We start from the raw sequence: 20,585 nt of genomic DNA on the forward strand, positions 1-20,585 counted from the left end.
ATGCTCGGCCTGTCCGTCCGCGATTTGCGGGTCTCCTTCCGCGACCTTGAGAAGCCTGCGCTCACCGTGCCTGCGCTGGACATCCGGCCCGGCGAAAAAGTCGCCGTCACCGGGCCTTCGGGGTCGGGCAAGACGACGTTCATCAACATTGTGACCGGGTTGGAAAGGACACGCCACGGATCGGTGCGCTGGAGCGATACCGAGCTGTCCAGCCTCTCCGAGGCCAGGCGCGATCGCTGGCGTTCGGCCCATGTCGGCCTGGTCATGCAGGAGTTTTATCTCTGCCCCGGCCTGTCGGCGCTGGAAAACGTGCTGCTGCCCGGCAGATTGTCGAGGGTCCGCCCCGTGGCCGAATTGAAGGCGGAAGGACTGCGGCTGCTCGAAAGGGTCGAAATCGAGCGCCCCGGCCAGCCGGTCGAAACCATGTCACGCGGGCAGATGCAAAGGGTCGCCGTTGCCAGGGCGCTGGTGACAAGACCAGCCATTATCGTTGCCGACGAGCCGACCGCCAGCCTTGATGCCGATTCCGGAATTGCGGTGGCGAACCTGTTGCTGCAATTGGCGGGCGAGGCGGGAACCACCCTCATCGTCGCCAGCCACGAGAAACGGCTGATAGAAAGGCTGGATCGGATCATCCGCCTGGAAGCCGGTCAGGTGACGCGCGATACCGGCGCGTCGCAGGAGATGGCCGAGCGCGATGAAGCCTTCTGAGCTGGAAAAAAGGAATAGCCGATGCTCCGCTTCATCGCCGCGGATCTGAGGCGACACTGGATCGGCGTGGCTGCCGTTGCCTTGCTTATCGCGCTGGCGACCGCGCTCGGCGTCGCGGTGACGCTCAGTGAGCGGGCGCTGCGGCTGGGGAGTGCTCAGGCGGCGGATGCGTTCGACCTTGTGATCGGCGCGCCGGGCAGCGAAACCCAGCTGGTGCTGTCCTCTGTGTTTCTCCAGGCGGCGCCGCTGTCGCTGATGCCGGGCGATGTGCTCGCCGGTCTCAGCAGAGATAAGCGGGTGGCTTGGGCGGCACCTGTAGGCTTCGGTGATTTTGTCGAAAACTTTCCGATCGTCGGAACCACGCAAGCACTTGTCGACGGACTGGGTGGCATCTCCGAAGGTCGCACATTTGCGCTGCTTGGCGATGCGCTGATTGGCGCGTCGGTGCCCAAAAGCGTCGGTGCCCGCTTTCACCCCGCGCACGGACAGCTGCATGCGGCGACCGAGATCCACAATGATTTCACCTATACGATTGTCGGGCGCCTCAGCCCCACCGGCACGGCCTGGGATCGGGCGATCATCGTTCCGATCGAGGCGGTCTGGCATATTCATAAACACGAGAACGGACGCGCCGGAATTGCAGCACTTGTCGAAGAGGTTGACGCACAAGACGGTGCCGAGCCGCACGGTTTCGAAGCGCCAATCAACCCCGATGCCGTTCTCGATCCTTCGGCGCCCGGCCTGCCGGCAATCGTGGTGAAACCGCACACCATCGCCGACGCTTACAAGCTGCGCCAGCAACACCGCAGCGACCGTACGCAGGCCGTCTTCCCCGGCGAAGTGCTGACCAGGCTCTACGGAACCCTCGGCGACGCCCGCCGCATCCTTTCCGTGGTGGCCGCCGGCGCGCAATTCCTCGTTGCGGCGGCAATCCTTCTGGTGGTCATCGTCCATGTTCTCCAGCGTAGGCATCAGATCGGCGCTCTTCGCGCCTTCGGAGCGCCGCGCGCGGTGGTGTTCGGGATCGTCTGGGTGGAAACCTTTGTCATCGTCGGCGCCGGCGTTCTGCTCGGGTTCCTCTTCGGCTATCTCGCCGCCCGAACGATCGCGCATACGATGGGCGAAATGAGCGGCTTTTCCATGCCGGTGACGTTCCGCATCGAGGATATGCGCTCAGTGCTGATCCTGCTTGGCGTGGCGGGCCTTGCCGCAGTGGTGCCGTCGATCCTCGCCTATCGCCAGTCGCCTGCGCAGGCGCTGAGGAACTGAGGCGAGGGCGGCGCTTGAACACCCCCCTCTGGCCTGCCGGCCATCTCCCCCGCAAGGGGGGAGATCAGCAGTTCCACCCGCCGTGCCTTCGCGACGGCCGAATGGCGAAAGCGTAGATACAGCCAATCTCCCCCCTTGCGGGGGAGATGCCCGGCAGGGCAGAGGGGGGTGTGAAGGAACGCTAACCGAGCATCCCCATGCCCGACCTCAACCTCGTCGAAGCCTCGATCGCCGATCTGCGCCGTGCGCTGGAGGAGGGCGCCGTCACCAGCGTCGAACTGGTTGGCGCGTATCTCAGGCGCATCGCGCATTACGACCGGCACGGCATCGCACTGAATGCCGTGCCGGTGCTCAACCCGAAAATGTTCGAGGAGGCAGCGGCCTCCGATCTGCGGCGCCGCAACGGTGCCACGCTCGGGCCGCTCGACGGCATCCCCTATACCGCCAAGGACAGCTATAAGGTCAAAGGCCTGACGGTGGCGGCCGGCTCGCCGGCCTTCGAACATCTCATCGCCAATGAGGATGCCTTCACCATTGCCCGGCTGCGGGCCGGCGGCGCGGTGCTGATCGGGCTGACCAACATGCCGCCAATGGCCAATGGCGGCATGCAGCGAGGCGTCTATGGCCGCGCCGAAAGCCCTTACAGCGCCGACTACCTGACCGCCGCCTTCGCCTCCGGCTCCTCCAACGGTTCTGGCACGGCGACAGCCGCGAGCTTCGCTGCCTTCGGGCTGGGCGAGGAGACATGGTCGTCGGGCCGGGCGCCGGCGTCGAACAACGCGCTGGTCGCCTACACGCCGTCGCGTGGCGTCATTTCGGTCCGGGGCAACTGGCCGCTGGTGCCGACCATGGATGTGGTGGTGCCGCATACGCGCAGTATCGCCGACATGCTGGAACTGCTCGATGTGATCTTCGCCGATGACGCGGAGACGCGCGGCGATTTCTGGCGTGTGCAGCCTTGGGTGCCGATCCCGGAAAGTGCGAAGCTCCGGCCGCCCAACTACACGGCGCTCGGGCTGGAAGGCGCACTGAGAGGCAAACGCTTCGGCGCGCCGAAAATGTATATCGGCCGTGACAGCGGCGCCGAGCGCCCGATCGAGACGCGCGCCTCGGTGCTCGACCTCTGGCGGCAGGCGGCAGCTGATCTCGAGCGGCTTGGCGCTGAAGTGGTCGAGGTCGATTTCCCCGTCGTCTCCAACTACGAGCGCGACCGTCCGGGCGCGAAAACCATGGTCGAGCGTGGGCTGGTGCCGGAAGGTTTCGCCGAGCGCGAACTCTGGGATCTCTCCATTTGGGCATGGGACGATTTTCTGCGCGCCAATGCCGACCCGGCCATCCCCGATCTGGCTTCGGTCGACGGCCCAAAAATCTTCCCGCAGCCGCCGGGTACGCTGTCCGATCGCTACGGCGACGACGGTTTCGATCTGGCCGACTATGTCACCCGGGCCAGGCAAGGCGTGACGCCCTTCCACGACATTCCCACGATGGAAGACGGGCTCAAGGGGCTGGAGGCGACACGGCGCATCGACTTCGAGGACTGGCTCGATGAGCACAAGCTCGATGCGGTGGTGCTGCCGGCCGTCGCCGATGTCGGCCCGGCCGATGCCGATACCAACGAGACCTCGGCGGACTTTGCCTGGCGCAATGGCACCTGGGTCGCCAACGGCAATCTGGTCTGGCGCCATCTCGGCATCCCGACCGTCACCGTGCCGATGGGCACGATGGCCGATATCGGCATGCCTGTGGGGCTGACATTTGCGGGCAAGGCTTATGACGATGTGGACCTGCTGCGCCAGGCCGGCGATTACGAGCGCGCTACGCGACGACGCACCAGCCCGCCGCGCACGCCGACTCTGACGGACGATGTGTTTGCGGCGCGCGGTGGATCGCGGTCCAGCGATGCGCCGCCGCCGGCGCTCAGGCTTGCTGCTGAGACGAGACATCTGGAAGGCCAGGTCGAGATCGCCGTAACGATCGAACTCGATGACGCCATGGACGCGGAAGGCATCAAGGTTCATGTCAACGGCGAACCCGTCGCCATGCAGCGAAGCGGCACAAGCTTTCACGGCGGCATCCTGGTGCCGGCCGCTGAACACGAGCGAAGGCACAGCGTCTGGCGCGACTCTTACGGGTCGCTCGTCACCGCCATCGTGCGGCTCGAAGACGGACGCACCGCCGGTGCCTATGTGGCGACGGGTGGGATCGGGTAAAAGGGGCGAAACAGCTGATCCGGCAAATCCGCCGCACCGCTAAGATGGCAGGGAGGCCAGCCATCTATCCCAAAAGCGCTGTTGCATGTGGACAAACACAGGTATGATGTCGTGGCCATCGTCAAATATATTGACCAAGTCGCTCTCTTGGGGGAGATGCCCCTCTTTTATCTTGCAGACTACCAGCCCGCGGCTCTTCTCTATCAGCGTGGCTTCAGGAAAGACATTATAGCTCGCGCCGTAACAAGAAGGCAGCAGGCCATCGACTTCTAGCTGCTGGCGGAGCTGGAACAAAGCTTCGAAATAATCGTCCTCCTCAGCCTCGATCGTATTGTCTCGATAGCTGCAGGTAAGCCGGCATCTTGTCCCTGTATCGTGCAGCGTAAAAATCGCCTGTTCGTCGTCGCTGACTGTGCCTGCACCGATCAGGAAAACGGTATACTGTTCACTCATAGCCGCCCCTTGCCGCTGTTAAGCGATGCTAGTGCTACTAAGGGTGGATTTCCATCCATTCCGAACCATTTTTGGCCACGACAGCTGAGCCCTCTCCTTGACCCTCCCGCCTCCCGCGCTATCTTCGCGCCATGTCAAATCCCGCTCCGCTCATTGTCATCGATCTCCAGACCAACATGTTCGACGGGCGTGTCGAGCCGCCGATCTATGATGCGCCGGGCATTGCCGCGCGTACCCGCTCGCTGATCGACTGGGCACGGCGCAGCGGCAGAAAAATCGCTTTCGTCAGGCATGACGGGCCGGCCGGCGATCCGCTGGCGCCGGGCGAGCCGGGCTGGTCGGTATGGCCGGAACTCGGCCAGGCCAAGGACGAGCCGACATTCTCCAAGAACGTCCGCAACGCATTCTCCAACCCCGAGCTTGGCGCATGGGTGGCGGGGCAGGGCGCTGATGAAGTCGTGCTCGCCGGCGCGCAGACCGATTTCTGCATCGCCGGTACCGTCAAGGGCGCCCTCGCTGAAGGCCTCGCCGTCACCGTGGTTTCCGACGCGCATTCGACGCTGGACACACCCGACGCAACCGCTGCCGAGATCATCGCCCGGTACAATGCCGACTTCACCGATGCCGGCGCCACGCTGGTGACGACCAAGGCGCTGACTGAAGGCTGAGCTTTCTCCTTCTCCCCCTGTGGGAGAAGGTGTCGCCGAAGGCGACGGATGAGGGGTGTTCCAGGGAACGCCAGCGTCTCACTCCGCTGGAACACCCCTCAACCGTCTCGGCGCTATCGCGCCGATCCACCTTCTCCCGCAAGGGGAGAAGGGAAAACGCAACCTAGGAGGCTGCCTTGCCAGGTTTGAAACTGCCGGCCGAAGGCGGCTGCCGCTGCGGACGCGTGCGGCTGAAAATTTCCGCAAAGCCGCTTTTGACGATGGCCTGCCATTGCACCGGCTGCCAGACCATGTCGGCCAGCGCCTATTCGCTGAGCGCCGCCATCCCCTCCGATGGGTTCGAAATCATAAAAGGCGAGCCAGTGATCGGGGGCCTGCACGGCGCGTCAAAACACTATTTCTGCGGCTACTGCATGACATGGATGTTCACTCGCCCCGAGGGCCTCGATTGGTTCGTCAATCTGCGCCCGACCATGCTCGACGAACCCGGCTGGTTCACGCCGTTTGTCGAGACCTGGACCAGCGAGAAACTGCCTTGGGCGGAGACACCGGCGGTGCACAGCTACGAGGCGCTTCCAGCCTTTGAGGACTATGAGGGCCTGGTGGCGGAGTTTGCGGGGCGCTGAAGCTGCTGATCTCCCCCCTCGTGGGGGAGATGCCCGGCAGGGCAGAGGGGGGCGCGAAGGATCGCCAACTTCCCGGACCTGCCGGCCGCTTTTCCTCTCGACAATCAGACAGTTCCAACACGCGGACACGCTGGCGGGACAGCGCCCCTCTCTGGCCTGCCGGCCATCTCCCCCACGAGGGGGGAGATCAGCAGCTTCCGCGAAAAAAATTCATCGAATCGATTGCGCAAACGTTTCGATCACCCTAAGCTCCTTCAAAATCCGCCGACAGAGCGGACGGGAAACGCATAAGGGAGGAGCGCTTGCTGGCGCTGAATTGTCTTGCCGACAATGGCTGAAGTGGCGCGGCGCGCCGGCGTGTCGGTGTCGACCGTCTCGCATGTCGTCAACAACACGCGCTTCGTTTCGCTGGAAAAGGCGAAGCTGATCAACGACGCCATTGCCGCCATGGGTTATCAGCCCAACGAGCTGGCGCGGTCGCTGAAAGCGTCCACCACCAACAGCGTCGGCCTGGCCATCTCGGCGATTTCCAACCCCTATTTCACCGACATCATCTGCGCGGTCGAGGCCGAATGCGCCCGGCTCGGCCTGATGGTGTTTCTGTCCGACACGCAGGAAGACCCGGACCGCGAACTGCAAGTGGTGCGCGCCTTCCACCAGCGTCGCGTCGACGGCGTTATCCTGGCGCCGTCGGGTTCGCCGCAGCGCGCCATCGACTATCTCGCCGACAAAAAAGTGCCGTGCGTTCTGATCGACCGTTTCGCCGACGACCGCTTCGACCAGATCGGTGTCGAGAACGAGACGGCGATGCGCGCGCTGATCGACCATGTCGCTTCCTTCGGCCACAAGCGCATCGGCTACATCGCCGGGCAGCCGGGCCTGGCGACGACCCGCGAACGCATCGAGGCGTTCCAGGCTTCGCTCGCCGCCAATGGACTTGAAAGCCTGCCGCACTATGTCTCGCCGGAGAATGTCGATACGGCGGCGGCGACCGCATCGACGCATGCGATCCTGTCGCTGTCCACGCCGCCCACCGCATTGGTCACCGGCAACAACATGACGACGATCGGGGCAGTCCGCGCCATCCGCGAAAAGGGTCTTTCGATCCCCCGCGATCTGTCGCTGGTCGGTTTCGACGATTTCGAATGGGCCGACTGTTTCGAGCCGCGCCTGACGCTGATCGAGCAGCCCTGCACCGAGATCGGTCGGCAGGCGGCGGCGCTGCTCAGCGCCCGCATCGCGTCGACCGCGTCCGCACCCCAAGCGGTGCGCCTGCTGGCCACCTTGCAGACCCGCGAATCCTGCGGGAGGCCGAAATGAGCGCGCCGCTTCTGGTGATGACCGGCGCCGTCAAACGCTTCGGCGGCGTGCAGGCGCTGCGCGGCGTCGACTTCGACCTGAAGGCCGGCGAGATCCATGCGCTGCTTGGCGAGAACGGCGCCGGCAAGTCGACGCTGATGAACCTTCTCTCAGGCGTCTACACGCCGGACGAAGGCACGATCGAGATCGACGGAAAACCCGTGCGCTTCAACAATCCGCGCGAGGCGCAAGCCGCGGGCATCGCCACCATCTTCCAGGAGCTCGACCTGGTGCCGTCGCTCGACGTCGCGGCCAATCTTTTCCTCGGCCGCGAGTTGATGCGCCCGGGCGGCTTCCTCGACGTGCCGGCGATGCGCCGCGAGGCGAAGCAGCGGCTGGAAGCGATCGAGATCGCCATCGATCCAGGGGCGATGGTCGCCGACCTGTCGATCGGCCAGCGCCAGGTGGTGGCGATCGTCAAGGCGCTGTCCTATGCCTCGCGCGTGCTGATCATGGACGAGCCAACGGCAGCCCTTACCGTCGGCGAAGTCGAGCGCCTGTTCGACATCATGCGCAAGCTCGCCGCCACCGGGGTCGGCATCGTCTACATCTCGCATCGGCTGGAGGAAGTGCCTGGCATTGCCGACCGCGTGACGGTGATGCGCGACGGCCGTGTTGCCGGCATCACCGAACCGCACGCGCCGCAGGCCGAACTGGTGCGGCTTCTGGTCGGGCGCCCGCTCGACGAGCTTTATCCCCGACGCGCCAAAGGGGCGGGCAAGCCGCTGCTCAGCCTGAGGAACGCCAGCTTCAAGCTCGCCCGCGACAGCGCCGGCTGGCAGGCCCCGCAAGGCGTGTCGCTCGATGTCCATGAAGGCGAGATCGTCGGCCTCGCCGGCATTATGGGGGCAGGGCGCACCGAGCTGTTGTCCGCGCTCTACGGCACCGGCCTGTCGGGCCACTGGGAGGGCGAGGTCGCCATATCGGGCCAGCCGGTGAAACTCGACTCCATCAAGGCCGCCCGCCACGCGGGCATCGCCTTCGTCACCGATGATCGCAGGGGCTCGGGCCTGATGCTGCGTATGGCGGTCGGCCTCAATCTGGTGATGTCGGTCATATCCAGAATCTCGCCGAACTGGTTGGTGTCGCAGCGCCGCCAGGCCGAGGCGGTCAAAGAATCCTTCGGCCAGTTCGATATCCGGCCGAAGAACCCGGACATCGCCGTCGGTGCGCTGTCGGGCGGCAACCAGCAGAAGGTGGTGCTGGCGAAGGAGATTCTCGGCAATCCGCGCCTGCTTCTGCTCGACGAGCCGACGCGTGGCGTCGATGTCGGCGCCAAGGGCGAGATCTACGCACGGCTGCGGGCGCTCGCGGCGCAGGGACTGGGCATACTGGTGGCGTCCAGCGAAATGCCGGAGCTGATCGGCCTGTGCGACCGCATCGTGGTGCTGCGCCAGGGGCGCAATGTGGCGGAATTTATGGGCGGCGTCGACGAGCACACGGTGCTGGCCGCGGCAAACGGCAGGGAGGCCTGATGTCTGAAGAGAAGATTTCGGCGGCAGGCGCACCCGTGACGGCGGCGCCTCAAAAACATCGCGACCCGCTGGCGCTCATCGTGCGCTTCCAGAGCCTGATCGGCCTGGTGCTGGTGGCGATCGGCGGCATCATCTTCTCGCCGCGCCGCCATGGCGAGATCCTGTTCCTCAACCCCGACAACATCGCCAACATCGTGCGCGCCGTGTCGGAGACCGGCATCATCGCAATCGGCATGACCTTCGTCATCATCACCGCCGGCATCGACCTGTCGGTCGGCGCGGTACTCGGCCTGTCCAGCGTCGTCACCGCCTCGATGATGATCTCCGGCGGCTTCGGCCTGATCCCCACCATCCTCGCCGTGCTGGTCATGGGCATCGTCTTCGGTGCCATCCAGGGCACCATCTCCACGCGCTTCCGGCTCGAGCCGTTCATCGTCACGCTGGCCGGCCTGCAGGCCGCGCGCGGCCTGGCGCTGGTTGTGTCCGGCAACCAGTACATCAACATTTCCTATGGCGACGGGCCGGGCCTGGCGCCGCCGGTGTTCGCGGTGCTGGGCGAGCGGCTGTTCAACAACACCGTGCCGGTAGCGACGCTCGTCTTTATCGTCTTCGCCGCAATCGCCACCCTCGTGCTCAACACCACGCGCTTCGGCCGCTATGTCTTTGCCGTCGGCGGCAATGAGCGCGCCGCGCGCATTTCCGGCGTGCCGGTGTCGATGGTGAAGATCTCGGTCTACGCCATCACCGGCTTTGCCGCCGCCCTTGCCGGCATCGTCCATGCCGGCCAGTTCAATTTCGGCAGCGCCAATGACGGCATGGGCTATGAGCTGACAGCCATCGCCGCCGTGGTCATCGGCGGCACCAGCCTGTTCGGCGGCGCCGGCTCGATGGTCGGCACCGTCGCCGGCACCATCATGCTCGGCGCACTCGCCAACATCCTGCAGCTCAACAACATCACCCCCGCCATGCAGCTGCTCGCGACCGCCGCGATCATCGTGCTGGCGGCAGTGCTTCAATCCCTCGTTCGCCGCCGCGAGGGTTTGGGTCGTTAATGCATGTCGCGCAAAAGTGAAATCGGTTTTGCGACAACGACATGCATCAACAAACAAGGAGGAAGACGGCAGCATACGAAGACTGAACCAGAGGTCTGGCCCCCCGGCCCGACGAGGAGGAGAGTGAGTATGAAAACGATTGCAAGAGGATCGAGCCTGAAAACTGTGGTTCTGGCCAGTGCCGGCCTGTGCATTGCCGGCTCGGCTTACGCTGCCGACCCGATGGTGAAAGCCTGCGCCAAGGATGGCCAGTTCATCATCGGCTTTTCGCAGGCCAACAATGCCGAGCCCTACCGCCAGCACGTCAATGACGAGCTGGAGGCGGCGGCCAAGGAAGTGCCTGGCTTCACGCTGCAGATCGCCGACGGCGCCGGCAACGTCAACACGCAGACCTCGCAGGTCGACAATTTCATCACCCAGAAGGTCGACATACTTTTGATCTCGCCCTTCGAAGCGGCGCCGCTGACGCCGGCGGTGAAGCGCGCCATGGACGCCGGCATCCCGGTCATCGAGCTTGACCGCAAGACGGTCGGCGACCCCGGCAAGGACTACACCGCCTTCATCGGCGGCGATAATTACAAGATCGCGCTCGAGGCCGGCAAATACACCGCCAAGACGCTGATGCCCGATGGCGGCGAGACGGCGGTGCTGGAAGGCCTGCCAAGCTCGACGCCGGCGGTGGAGCGCCTCAACGGCTTCAAGGACGGCGTCAAGGAAAACGCCAAGATCCAGGTCGTGGCCGAGCAGGCCGCCGACTGGGTGCCGGACAAGGCGCAGGTCGCCTTCGCCGCCATGCTGCAGGCGCATCCCGACATCAAGGTGCTTTACGCCTCCAACGACATGATGGCCGCCGGGGCGCTGCTCGCCGCCAAGGGCGCGGGCAAGGACGTCAAGATCATCGGCACCGACGGCCTGCCGGGCCCGGCCGGCGGCATCGAGGCCGTCGCCAAGGGCGACTGGGCCGCGACCTTCACCTACCCGACGGGCGCCAAGGAAGCGATCGAGATGTCGAAGAAGATCCTGCTCGACTGCGCCACTTCGGTGGAGCCGACGGTGACGGTGGAAACCACCGCGATCACGGCGGAGAATGCGAAGTCGATGATGGGGAAGTAGGGCTGGCGATCATCTTGCGAGAATCAGTGGCAAGGCCCCCTCGGCCTTGCCACGTTTGTTCCGCCGCTGCCGCTCACAAAGCCATCCTCAAGCTCAACTTGACCAATCACAAGGCCGACGACATTGTGGGCCGCGAGTTGCAGTTCGTTAGCCAAGTGGTCGTGTGGCAATGGATTTTCGCGACGCCATCGATAGAGCGCTGGCCTGGGCCGGCGGGTGGTTCGACTATGCCGCCACGCCATGGTTCGTCTATCAGGTCGGCATCATCGCCTCGCTCTTTGTGGTGGCGAAGCTGGCGGCGCTGCGGGTCGAGCCTCTTGTCGAGAACCAGGCACGCCAGATCAAGGGCCATCCCGGACTCTTAAGGGTCGTCATCGCGCTGTTGCGTCGCACCGACTGGATCCTGTTCATTATCTTCCTGTTTGCCGCGCTCAACCTGTTGCTCGCCATCACCTGGCCGAGCCGCACCCATCTCCTGCTCGTCGCGCTGTTGCTCTCGCTGGCGTGGCTGTTTGCGACCGTGCTGTCGCGCATCATTCGCAACCGCCTCGTCGCGCGCACGCTGGGTTGGCTGGCCTGGATCTACGCGGCCCTTGTCATACTGGGTGTCAGTAATGAGGCGGCCGCCTTCCTCGACAGCCTGGCAATCCCTCTGGGCGCGGTTCGCCTTTCGGCCCTCATGGTGCTGAAGGCGGCGCTGCTCCTGATCGCCACGGTCTGGCTTGCGGTGGTCACCGGCAATTACATCGATGAGCGCGTCCGCCTCTCCGAGGAGCTGACACCGTCGATCCGCGTCCTCGTCGGCAAGGTCGCCAAGATCGGCCTCGTGCTGGTGGCCGGCGCCGTAGCACTTTCGGCCGTCGGCCTCGACCTGACGGCGCTGACGGTGTTTTCCGGCGCCGTTGGTGTCGGTCTCGCTTTCGGTCTGCAGAAGGTCGTTTCGAATTTCGTCTCCGGCGTGATCATCCTGCTCGACAAGTCGATCAAGCCGGGCGACACCATTTCGCTCGAAGGCACCTTCGGCTGGATCCGCGAATTGCGGGCGCGCTTCGTCTCGGTGGTGACGCGCGACGGCCGCGAATTCCTGATCCCCAACGAGGACTTCATCACCCAGAGGGTCATCAACTGGTCGTTCAGCGACAACCTCGTGCGCCTCGACGTGAACTTCGGCGTCTCCTACGACGCCGATCCGCACAAGGTCAGCGAACTGGCGATAGAGGCCGCGATTAGCGTCGGTCGGGTCGAGGCTGACCGGCGACCGGTCTGCTGGCTGACCGACTTCGGTGACTCCTCGCTGAACTTCGTCCTGCGCTTCTGGATCCGAGACCCGCAGCAAGGCCTGACCAACGTGCGCGGCAAAGTGCTGCTGGCGCTGTGGGACACGTTCAAGGCAAACGGCATAAGCATCCCTTATCCGCATCGCGAGATCATCATGAAACAGGCTGGGCCGGTCAGACCAGGGCACGACGACCAGTGATCTTCTCGATGTTGATGCGGAAGAAGTGGTGAGGCGGACTGGCCACCTTGTCCTCTCGCTACGGCCGGCGGCATCGAGGCGGTGGCCAAGGGCGACTGGGCCGCGACCTTCACCTACCCGACGGGTGCCAAGGAAGCGATCGAGATGTCGAAGAAGATCCTGCTGGATTGCGCGACGGAGGTTGAGCCGACGGTGACGGTGGAGGCCACTGCGATCACGGCCGAGAATGCGAAGTCGATGATGGGGAAGTGAGGGGGCGATTAGAGCCTGACACTGAGGTTGATGTGCAAGGCCCCGGAAGGGGCCTTGTTGCGTTGCGGCAAGTTACGGGTAAATGGCCGCTACGCGCCTCATGGCAGTCTTTCCTACGATCCCGTCCATTCACCAAAAGCGGTCATCGCTATTGCAGAGGCCACAGGCAGCTTTGCGCCACACCCCGCCATTCCCGGTTTCTATCGCAACGACCGGAGTCGAGTCGTTACAGACTTCGACAGTGTGTGTCGAACGGGTTGTCATTTGCGGCAGACGGTCGCTCAGTGACCTTACGGCGGCAAACCTGCTTCTCTCAGCAAGCGGCCAAGTTCCCGAACCTTCCGCGGGTCGCGGTAATACTCGCGACTTGTGAAGTCGGAGGCTGTGAGATCCGGCTTGCCACCCACAGCTTCCCTAACCATTCGACTGGCATCGTCAGCTCGATTGAGTGCCACGAGCGCCGCCGCCCGATAGAGGCGTGAACGAATGGTCTGAAACGTGAGCTTTCCGAAGGATTCAATGGCTTCGGCATGGCGGCCCAGCGAATAGAGGGCCACGCCCCGTTCCTCGACGCACCACACAGGAAGGAACGGGTCGAGCATTTCGGCTTCGTCGAGCAAAGATAGTGAATGCTCTCCTTCGCCCAGGAAATTATACACCGCCGCGCATCTCGCCTTTATGTAGGCATCCGTCGGATTCAGCTCCATCGCCTTGCGGACGTGTGCCAAGGCCTCATCGAAGTTGCCATCCATGAGTTCTACAAAGCCCATAATCCGGTTTGCCTCGGCATCGCACGAATCAAGCTCAAGCGCGCGGCGAATGTCCCGTCGACCTTGCTCAAAGTCAAAATCCGACAGCCATGACGCTGCGCAGACTCTCCAGGCGTAGGCAGCTGCGTAGTTTGGGTCGGCGTCGATCGCCTTTGTAAACCAGCCGACGGACTGGTGTGCATTATCGTCGGTTACGCCGCCGAGGCGGTGATGATCCAGGCCGCGCAACAGACAGTCGAAGGCAGTCATGTTTTCGGGCAGCTTTCGCCGTGCCGCCACCATGGCCGCGTCCTCCATCCGTCCGGACACAGTTGCGGCGATCGTTGCGGCGGTCTCGTCGAGCAGGGCGAGGATTTCATCGAACGATCGATGAACTTTGTCGCTCCAAACCACCGCACCCTGGTCGGTTTCGGACAGCGTGAGGCTGATCGAGACCCGCTCGCCGATCTTCCGCACTTGCCCCTCAAGCACAAATCGAACGCCAAGAACCTCACCGGCCCTCACCGGATCGGGGTGCGAGTCCGCCATCGAGAAGCTCGCACTGCGCGAACTGACCGAAAGACGCCGATACCGCCCCAGATTGACAATCAGCTCCTCGGTGAGGCCATCGGCGAGATAGCGTTGGTCCTCATAGTCGCCTGAAACCCGGAAAGGGAGCACCGCAACAGATGACGGCCGCCGTTCCTTGGTGACAAGCAGTTGCGTAGGTGCCGACTGCAGCCGATACGTTCCGATCTCCCCGCGAACCCGATAGAGATGCACGGGTTCTGAAATGTTCTTGAACGCTCGCTCGCCAATGTCGTCGAATATGAACGCAGAACTGCGGCGGACATGATCGAAGAGTGCACCGCTCACATAGATCGAGTCTGGTTCGGATGCCGCCTGTATGCGCGCCGCGAGGTTCACGCCGTCTCCGATCAGATCATCCCCCTGCACCATGACATCCGCGATATGGAGACCGAACCGCATCCTGAGCGGTTCAATCGCAGGTTCCTGGAGACCGGCAAGCGTAGTGCGGATTTCGAACGCGCTGCGCACGGCGTTCACGGCGCTCGGAAACTCCGCGAAGGCTGCATCGCCCGCTGTGTTGAAAACGCGGCCGTCGAGCAGACCGACTTTTTCCGAAATAAGGGTCTGACAGCCCGCCAAGCGCTCCGCTGTCTGCTCCTCGTCTCGCTCCATCATAGCTGAGTAGCCGACTATATCGGCGGCCATGAGGGCAACCATTTTGCGCTTCATAGCGAAGCTCCGTGGCGGGCGAATCTCCCAATAAGCAGTGCCGTTGTCTTAGGCGCAGCCGTTCACGAGCTTAGCGCATTGCGAAGCCGGCCGCATCGGGAAACGCGCCTTGCGAAAAGTCTCGAAGAGGTTCCGTCTAACACGAAGCGCGCTTGTGCGTAGTTCGGCTTCCATCCCCTTTCGCGACCTTCAGAAGGAACGAGGCGACAGCCGGAGTGGGTCAGGCCAAGGCATCAGTCCTTCTGACAGTTGCGTCCGCTATCGTTCTTCCGACGCCAAAAGCCGCCATTCCGCTAACGGCCCCAAATGCGACATTCAGCCCTCGGTTCCGAGATGTCCGCTCATAGCGCGGCTGGCATCCTGTAGGCACGTGCCTGTTCTCTCGCCCGCCTTCAGGCACGCCCCTTGGCTGTCCATCAGCCCCAGAACACAGGCTTACTCACGGCGTGATCGTGAACCCGCACTGCTTCTGCTCCATCTCGATCTGCTTGGTGATGCGGATGGCGTTCTGGGCCTCCGTCACCGAGCCGCTGTTGACGGTCTTGTCCTTCAGCGGGCTGACGGCCGCGCAGAGGTGGAAGACATGCTCCGTGTCGGACTTCGCGGCGCCGTTTTCCGGCGCGATCCAGTACACGACATCCTGACCGGCGGGGCCGCGTCCTTCGTCGCCTCAGCCACCGTGGTGGAGCCGGTGGCGATCGCCTGCGCCTGGGCGGCTTCGGGCGAACGGTAGGCTGCAATGCCGAAAGAATCCCGCACACAGCTGCGACGGGAATGGATAGGCGCACCGAGCGTACCAGCGGTATCGGCGCGACTAGAGCGTTTCACCGTTTCACGGAAACGGCGAACCGCTCTATCTCTCTGTTTTTGCCCAATTCCGGACGGAAAACCGATCACACTTTTCCTGGAATTGCTCTAGCCGGGTTACCTGGATGGAACCATCATCGGCCGTGGGAGCCGGCTGATCCGATGGTATGTCCAAAGGAGGAGAGGGCAAAGGAGGAGTGCGGCAGCGCCGAAATCGAGCGCGCCCGTCGCGGTGCCGGCCCAAACAGCAAGTTTGCCGCCAATCGCCGGCCCCGCCAGCATGCCGGCATAGTAGACAGTGTAGAACACCCCCATCCCGATCGATCGAGTCCTCTGATCGAGCAGCCGCGCGGGCAAGCTCATAATCGCGCCGGCAGGCAGGCCGCATACGACCCCCATGGTAATGATGAGGGGCAGAATTGGTCCGCTTCGCGACAGAACGAGCATCAGGAGTGCAAAGCCGACACAGCCCAGGGCGAGAACCGCGCCGCCGTGCTTGGTGCGATCGGTCAGGAAGCCACCCAGGGGGACCGAAAGGGCGGCCAGCCAAAGCACGACGCTGATCGTCGACCCCGCCGCAGAGTTGGACCAGCCGCGCTCGACGAGCATCGAAGGACCGAAGCTGAAGACCATTGCGAAGCCGACATTGTAGAGACACCAGATCAGGCCGGCAGCAATGAGGGCATAGGTTGTCCCCGCCGAAACGCCGGAGCGTTCGACGCCACCGGCGGGCGGTACCTCCGGGGTGCGATAGACGAAGGTCATCAGGCCGATGCTGGCGATGACGAGCAGCGAAACGGTAACGCCCACGGCGGTCATCCCGAACGTCGTTCCGATTGCCGGCAGCAGCACGAGAGCGATGGCGATGCCTGCTGGCCACGAGTTGATGTAGATGGCCATGGCGGTTGCGATTTCCCGGCCGGCAAACCAGTCGGCGACCATCTTGGTCATCAGGACGTTCAAGAGAACGCCGCCAGTGCCGCCGATCAGTCGGCCGCCAACCTGCAGGTTCCAGGATGTCGACGCCGTCATCAGCATTTCACCCGCCAGCATCATCAGGAGGCCGGCGAGAACAGTCGCCTTGTCGCCATAGCGCCGGCCGATGGTCGCGCCAGGCAGGGCCAATGCTACTCCCGGGGCAAGATAGAGGCCGATCAGAATGCCGATGTCTGCCAGGCTCGCGCCGAGTCTATCGCTGACAAGAGGCGCGACGGCGCCGACGCTCTGGAACTGAAACGCCATTGCGGTGCGGGCGACAAACAGGACAGCAAGGATCGTCCAGCGGCTGCGCACGGTTCCCCCACGGATTTTCGAATTATTCAGGCCTGATATTCTGGTTCAACCGGAAGAAATTGGTCGGGTCGTATTGCTTCTTGATGGCGGCGAGGCGCGCATAATTGGCGCCGTAGGCATCACGCACGCGCTCGTCACCCTCATCACCGAGATTGTTGGCATAGACGCCGCCGGTTGAGAATGGTCTGACCGCATTCCACAGGTCGCGCGCCCAGCGGATATTTGCGTCGTCATCTGCCGGATCGTCCCAGATGGCGATCGGGAAGCAGTCAAGCGCCGCATCGCGGTTGGCATAGGGCGAGTGCGACGCGGGCACGCGAGCGATCGCGCCGCCGACCTGCTGGAAAACCAGCAGGGAGGAGTGATTGGGAGCCCTCGCGTAACTGTCGAGCAGCGCCCCGATCGCACCATCGCTGATCTCGCGCAGGAACTGCGCTTTCCAGTAATAGCGTCGCCCGCGTGGAAAGAGGCTGTCGCCCGCCGATTGAATCTGGAGGTAAGGAACAGCCTGAAGGCGACTGTCGATGGGGGATCCGAATTTCATCAGCGGCGCAATGACAGGTCCGCCAGCTTCGGGCGGCCCGACACAGCAAGCCGAGATGCTGAAGGCTCGGTCGCCCGAGGGCAGCGTTACGAGCGCGGCATCGACGCTTACCTCGTCCGGGGCGTCGCGGGAGAATTTGTCGTAGAACCTCATAGCCTGGCGCGCATGATTGTAATCGTGCAGCACCGAACCCACGAGAAGCGCCGGACCGAGCGGGTGCAGACGGTATTCGAACGCCGTCACGATGCCGAAATTGCCGCCGCCACCTCGCAGGGCCCAGAACAGGTCGGGATGCTCGCTGGCGCTTGTCCGCAACAGCCGTCCCTCGGCGGTGACGATTTCAGCCGCGATCAAATTATCGCAGCTCAGTCCGTGCTTTCGCCCGAGCTTGCCGAAGCCACCACCGAGCGTGAGGCCGGCAATACCGGTGTCGCCGTTCACGCCCATGGTGGTCGCGAGGCCGTGCGCCTGTGTGGCTGCGTCGAACTCGCCGAGGGTCAGGCCGGCTTCGGCCCTGGCGATGCGGCGCTCGGGGTCGACGACGATTTTCTTCATGCGTGATAGATCGACCACCATCCCATCGTCACAGACCGACAGGCCGGCGACGTTATGGCCGCCGCTGCGAACGGCCACGAGGCAGCCTTGCGACCTGGCATAGGTCACGGCATGCACGACGTCATCGGGATTGGCGCAAAAGACGATTGCGGCAGGGCGTTTGTCGATCGCCCCGTTCCAGACCCTGCGCGCCTGGTCGTAGCCTGCGTCCGTCGGGAGTACAACTTCGCCCCGTAAGCGCTGCCGGAGCTGTTCGATCGCCGTGCCCGAAGAATGGGATCGGCCCATTAGCGCCTCGCTCTGTCGGGGAAGCTCCATCGATATCGCCCTCGGTTCCGGCAGGACGATCGTCTCACAGGAAAGCAACCTTCTGCAAAAGCGAAATTCTTAGCTACTGGATGAGCAGAATTCATCTACATTGCCGGCATGAAGAACAGTCCGCCGCTTCGCGCCTTGCACGCCTTCGAGGCCGCGGCCCGGCATGGCAGCTTCAAGGCCGCGGCGGCGGAGCTAGGTGTGACGCCGACAGCGATCAGCCACCAGGTCCGCCTTCTGGAAGAGATATGCGGTCGCAAGCTGTTCCAGCGCCGGCCGCGCCCACTTGTGCTGACGAGTGCGGGAGCGCGGCTGTTTCCTATTCTGCGTAACGGCTTCGATCTTCTCGCCGGCTCCCTTGCCGCGGTCGCCGAGCCGGATGTCCAGGCGCCATTGCGGGTGACAAGCCCGAACGCTTTCGCCAGCCGATGGCTGGTGCCTCGCTTGCCGAACTGGCGAGCGGCCAATCCGGCCGTGCCGCTGGAAATCATCGGGACGGACGCGTTGCTCGATCTGCGCGCCGGCGCAGCGGACTTGGCGATCCGCTACACGCGTCGCCCGCCTGTGGATTTTGCGGGGCAAGAGCTGTGCCGCGATTCCTTCTTTCCCATTTGCAGTCCGCGATTGCTGGCCAGCGATGGGCGGGCGATCGAGCGCGCCGCCGATCTTCTGCGCTATCCGTGGATCCATTTCGACTGGATGAACCGAGATCCGGACGCTCCCACCTGGCGCCGATGGCTGGCGACGGCCCGCTCGATCGATCCGGACCTGATCCCGGACAAAGCCTGGGATTTGAGCTTCCGCGAGGAACTGCATGCGATCGATGCGGTTGTCGCCGGGCAAGGTATCGCGATCTTGAGTGACGTCGTGGTCGGCCGCGAGCTGGAAAACGGCTCGCTCGTCAAAGCGCATCCATTGTCGTTGCCGGGCTACAGCTTCTATGTCGTGTGGATGCAGCACAGTCCGCGATCGGCGGTGATGGAGTCCTTCCTGGCGTGGATGAGGATCGTATTGTGAGACTGTCGGACCTTGGATGAGCCGCGCAAGGTTTGTGATCTGACGCACGCGAGCAGCATCCATCGCTTAAAGGGGCCGAGGCCGTTCCGAGATGTCCGTTCGTGGCGCGACTGACCTCCGGGAGGCAGTGCTTGTTTTCTCGCCCGCCTTCAGGTCTGCCACCTGGCCATCTCCTCGGCCGCGCCAAACGCCGGCAACCTCACGGCGTGGTCGTAAACCCGCACTGCTTCTGTTCCATCTCGATCTGCTTGGTGATGCGGATGGCGTTCTGGGCGTAGGCCTCGGTCACGGTGCCGCTGTTGACGGTCTTGTCCTTCAGCGGGCTGACGGCCGCGCAGAGGTGGAAGACATGCTCGGTGTCGGACTTCGCGGCGCCGTTTTCCGGCGCGATCCAGTACACGATATCCTGACCGTTGGGATGTGCCGGGTCCTTCGTCGCCTCAGCCACCGTGGTGGAGTCGGTGGCGATCGCCTGCGCCTGGGCGGCGACTTCGGGCGAACAGGCTGTGGTCGGCTGCCCCGCCTTGATCTGGGCCGCGCACTGGTTCATGTCCTGCGTGTACTGCTCGACCGATGGCGGCTGGTAGCTGACCCCGATCAGCGTCGCCAGCACGGCCAGCACAGCGCCGACGCCGCCGGCAATCTTCTTGCTCTTCGGATCCATGTTCTTGTCGTTGAGGATCAAGAGAACCAGCGGCAGGAAGGCAATCAGCGTGATGATCGCGCCGAGCTGGTTCTGGACGAAGAACCTGAATGTGTCGGATTCGCGGGCCGGGTCCTTCCGGTTGGCCGCCTTCCAGAGCAGGCTGCCGGCGATGGCGAAAATCGCGATGCCGACCAGAATGCCGATCAAAAGCGGCAGGTTGCCCTGGTCGAACTTGTGCCGGTAGAGCAAGACAATGCCGGCGATCTCGCCGCCAATGGCAATTATCCACGACAGCACGGCGAAAAGGCGCAGCCGCGTGGCGCCCGACTTCTGGCCCTGCGATGCCTGCCAATCCTTGGTAACGTCTGCGGCCGGCTTGTTGTCGTCAGTCATGACCAGGTCCCCCGGTGTCGACACTTTTGCCAGGTGGCGTCAAAGGCGCCCGGCGCAGCGTCATTGAACGAACGTCGCCTGCCTCAGCGCGAAAGCGCCACGGCAGACCGTATCACCATCCATATGGCCCATGAGGGGATTCGTCCATACCCACGCGGGCAGGGGCGGCGATGGTTGCGTTCCACGCGCCCGACGGGGGTAAGTTCACTCGGGCAGCCGGCAGGTCAATCGCCTATGGCGCTCCCCCTCTCCGTCCGCTACGCGGCCACCTTGTATCTACACGGGAGAGATTTCGTGGGAATAAAGCGATTGAGCCAAGGTCCGGGCGGCCGCCCGGACCT

General features: G+C 63.7%; 18 protein-coding genes. 12 read left to right on the plus strand and 6 right to left on the minus strand.

All coding sequences use genetic code 11. The features are described 5' to 3' along the window. The 3 genes from FJV77_RS21500 to FJV77_RS21515 all read left to right on the plus strand — a co-directional run bounded on the left by FJV77_RS21500 (position 1) and on the right by FJV77_RS21515 (position 4,190). A complete protein-coding gene (locus FJV77_RS21500; RefSeq protein ID WP_142868631.1) occupies positions 1-711 on the plus strand; it encodes an ABC transporter ATP-binding protein in 711 nt (236 codons plus the stop codon). Positions 712-732: 21 nt separating this feature from the next. Beyond that, a complete protein-coding gene (locus FJV77_RS21505) occupies positions 733-1,980 on the plus strand; it encodes an ABC transporter permease (protein WP_142868632.1) in 1,248 nt (415 codons plus the stop codon). Between the two features lie 197 nt (positions 1,981-2,177). Beyond that, on the plus strand, positions 2,178-4,190 hold the full coding sequence (locus FJV77_RS21515) for an amidase (protein ID WP_142868633.1): 2,013 nt from the start codon (positions 2,178-2,180) through the stop codon (positions 4,188-4,190). A 39-nt stretch (positions 4,191-4,229) separates the two neighbouring features. On the opposite strand, the gene FJV77_RS21520 is transcribed toward FJV77_RS21515, so the two are convergent. Next, positions 4,230-4,643: a hypothetical protein gene (locus FJV77_RS21520; RefSeq protein ID WP_142868634.1), complete on the minus strand. Its 414-nt coding sequence runs from the start codon at positions 4,641-4,643 to the stop codon at positions 4,230-4,232. Between the two features lie 131 nt (positions 4,644-4,774). Between FJV77_RS21520 and FJV77_RS21525 the strand changes: the two genes are divergently transcribed. From FJV77_RS21525 to FJV77_RS21565, 8 genes are all read left to right on the plus strand, one after another. Next, positions 4,775-5,311 carry an isochorismatase family protein gene (locus FJV77_RS21525; protein ID WP_142868635.1) on the plus strand — a complete coding sequence of 179 codons (537 nt, stop codon included), beginning with the start codon at positions 4,775-4,777 and terminating at the stop codon, positions 5,309-5,311. 176 nt (positions 5,312-5,487) lie between these two features. Continuing rightward, the gene (locus FJV77_RS21530) at positions 5,488-5,937 is read left to right on the plus strand and encodes a GFA family protein (protein WP_142868636.1); all 450 of its coding nucleotides are present in this window, start codon (positions 5,488-5,490) and stop codon (positions 5,935-5,937) included. A 321-nt stretch (positions 5,938-6,258) separates the two neighbouring features. Beyond that, entirely contained in the window at positions 6,259-7,257 is a 999-nt protein-coding gene (locus FJV77_RS21540; protein ID WP_142868637.1) for a LacI family DNA-binding transcriptional regulator, read from the plus strand. Then, the gene (locus tag FJV77_RS21545; protein WP_142868638.1) at positions 7,254-8,771 is read left to right on the plus strand and encodes a sugar ABC transporter ATP-binding protein; all 1,518 of its coding nucleotides are present in this window, start codon (positions 7,254-7,256) and stop codon (positions 8,769-8,771) included. The genes FJV77_RS21540 and FJV77_RS21545 overlap by 4 nt, the downstream gene beginning before the upstream one ends. After that, positions 8,771-9,823 (plus strand): ABC transporter permease, encoded by a 1,053-nt coding sequence (locus FJV77_RS21550; protein ID WP_142868639.1) that lies wholly within the window; start codon positions 8,771-8,773, stop codon positions 9,821-9,823. The genes FJV77_RS21545 and FJV77_RS21550 overlap by 1 nt, the downstream gene beginning before the upstream one ends. A 129-nt stretch (positions 9,824-9,952) precedes the next feature. Beyond that, positions 9,953-10,936 (plus strand): substrate-binding domain-containing protein, encoded by a 984-nt coding sequence (locus FJV77_RS21555; protein ID WP_142868640.1) that lies wholly within the window; start codon positions 9,953-9,955, stop codon positions 10,934-10,936. A 169-nt stretch (positions 10,937-11,105) separates the two neighbouring features. Then, positions 11,106-12,413: a mechanosensitive ion channel domain-containing protein gene (locus tag FJV77_RS21560; RefSeq protein ID WP_142868641.1), complete on the plus strand. Its 1,308-nt coding sequence runs from the start codon at positions 11,106-11,108 to the stop codon at positions 12,411-12,413. Between the two features lie 81 nt (positions 12,414-12,494). Further along, positions 12,495-12,665 carry a hypothetical protein gene (locus tag FJV77_RS21565; RefSeq protein WP_246691325.1) on the plus strand — a complete coding sequence of 57 codons (171 nt, stop codon included), beginning with the start codon at positions 12,495-12,497 and terminating at the stop codon, positions 12,663-12,665. A 290-nt stretch (positions 12,666-12,955) separates the two neighbouring features. Here FJV77_RS21565 and FJV77_RS21570 read toward each other — a convergent pair whose 3' ends face one another. From FJV77_RS21570 to FJV77_RS21585, 4 genes are all read right to left on the minus strand, one after another. Further along, on the minus strand, positions 12,956-14,674 hold the full coding sequence (locus tag FJV77_RS21570; RefSeq protein ID WP_142868642.1) for an adenylate/guanylate cyclase domain-containing protein: 1,719 nt from the start codon (positions 14,672-14,674) through the stop codon (positions 12,956-12,958). Between the two features lie 439 nt (positions 14,675-15,113). After that, positions 15,114-15,308 (minus strand): hypothetical protein, encoded by a 195-nt coding sequence (locus FJV77_RS21575; protein ID WP_246691326.1) that lies wholly within the window; start codon positions 15,306-15,308, stop codon positions 15,114-15,116. Positions 15,309-15,598: 290 nt separating this feature from the next. Beyond that, on the minus strand, positions 15,599-16,774 hold the full coding sequence (locus tag FJV77_RS21580) for an MFS transporter (RefSeq protein ID WP_142868643.1): 1,176 nt from the start codon (positions 16,772-16,774) through the stop codon (positions 15,599-15,601). 22 nt (positions 16,775-16,796) lie between these two features. After that, entirely contained in the window at positions 16,797-18,191 is a 1,395-nt protein-coding gene (locus FJV77_RS21585) for an FAD-binding oxidoreductase (protein ID WP_142868644.1), read from the minus strand. A gap of 135 nt (positions 18,192-18,326) precedes the next feature. Here FJV77_RS21585 and FJV77_RS21590 point away from each other — a divergent pair, with 135 nt between their 5' ends. After that, complete coding sequence (locus tag FJV77_RS21590) at positions 18,327-19,205, plus strand: LysR substrate-binding domain-containing protein (protein ID WP_246691327.1); 879 nt, start codon at positions 18,327-18,329, stop codon at positions 19,203-19,205. Positions 19,206-19,404: 199 nt separating this feature from the next. Here the strand turns inward: FJV77_RS21590 and FJV77_RS21595 are convergent, their stop codons facing one another. Continuing rightward, entirely contained in the window at positions 19,405-20,244 is an 840-nt protein-coding gene (locus FJV77_RS21595; protein WP_142868646.1) for a hypothetical protein, read from the minus strand. Positions 20,245-20,585 lie beyond the last annotated feature (341 nt).

Origin of the sequence: Mesorhizobium sp. WSM4306 (genome assembly GCF_007003975.1) — a bacterium.
Lineage (GTDB): Bacteria > Pseudomonadota > Alphaproteobacteria > Rhizobiales > Rhizobiaceae > Mesorhizobium.

Excerpts from the sequence above, each read along its gene's own strand:
- FJV77_RS21545 (WP_142868638.1), top strand. The coding sequence starts at position 7,254 with ATGAGCGCGCCGCTTCTGGTGATGACCGGCGCCGTCAAACGCTTCGGC.
- FJV77_RS21595 (WP_142868646.1), bottom strand. The coding sequence starts at position 20,244 with ATGACTGACGACAACAAGCCGGCCGCAGACGTTACCAAGGATTGGCAG.
- FJV77_RS21550 (WP_142868639.1), top strand. The coding sequence starts at position 8,771 with ATGTCTGAAGAGAAGATTTCGGCGGCAGGCGCACCCGTGACGGCGGCG.
- FJV77_RS21570 (WP_142868642.1), bottom strand. The coding sequence starts at position 14,674 with ATGAAGCGCAAAATGGTTGCCCTCATGGCCGCCGATATAGTCGGCTAC.
- FJV77_RS21555 (WP_142868640.1), top strand. The coding sequence starts at position 9,953 with ATGAAAACGATTGCAAGAGGATCGAGCCTGAAAACTGTGGTTCTGGCC.
- FJV77_RS21560 (WP_142868641.1), top strand. The coding sequence starts at position 11,106 with ATGGATTTTCGCGACGCCATCGATAGAGCGCTGGCCTGGGCCGGCGGG.
- FJV77_RS21585 (WP_142868644.1), bottom strand. The coding sequence starts at position 18,191 with ATGGAGCTTCCCCGACAGAGCGAGGCGCTAATGGGCCGATCCCATTCT.
- FJV77_RS21505 (WP_142868632.1), top strand. The coding sequence starts at position 733 with ATGCTCCGCTTCATCGCCGCGGATCTGAGGCGACACTGGATCGGCGTG.
- FJV77_RS21525 (WP_142868635.1), top strand. The coding sequence starts at position 4,775 with ATGTCAAATCCCGCTCCGCTCATTGTCATCGATCTCCAGACCAACATG.
- FJV77_RS21515 (WP_142868633.1), top strand. The coding sequence starts at position 2,178 with ATGCCCGACCTCAACCTCGTCGAAGCCTCGATCGCCGATCTGCGCCGT.
- FJV77_RS21520 (WP_142868634.1), bottom strand. The coding sequence starts at position 4,643 with ATGAGTGAACAGTATACCGTTTTCCTGATCGGTGCAGGCACAGTCAGC.
- FJV77_RS21500 (WP_142868631.1), top strand. The coding sequence starts at position 1 with ATGCTCGGCCTGTCCGTCCGCGATTTGCGGGTCTCCTTCCGCGACCTT.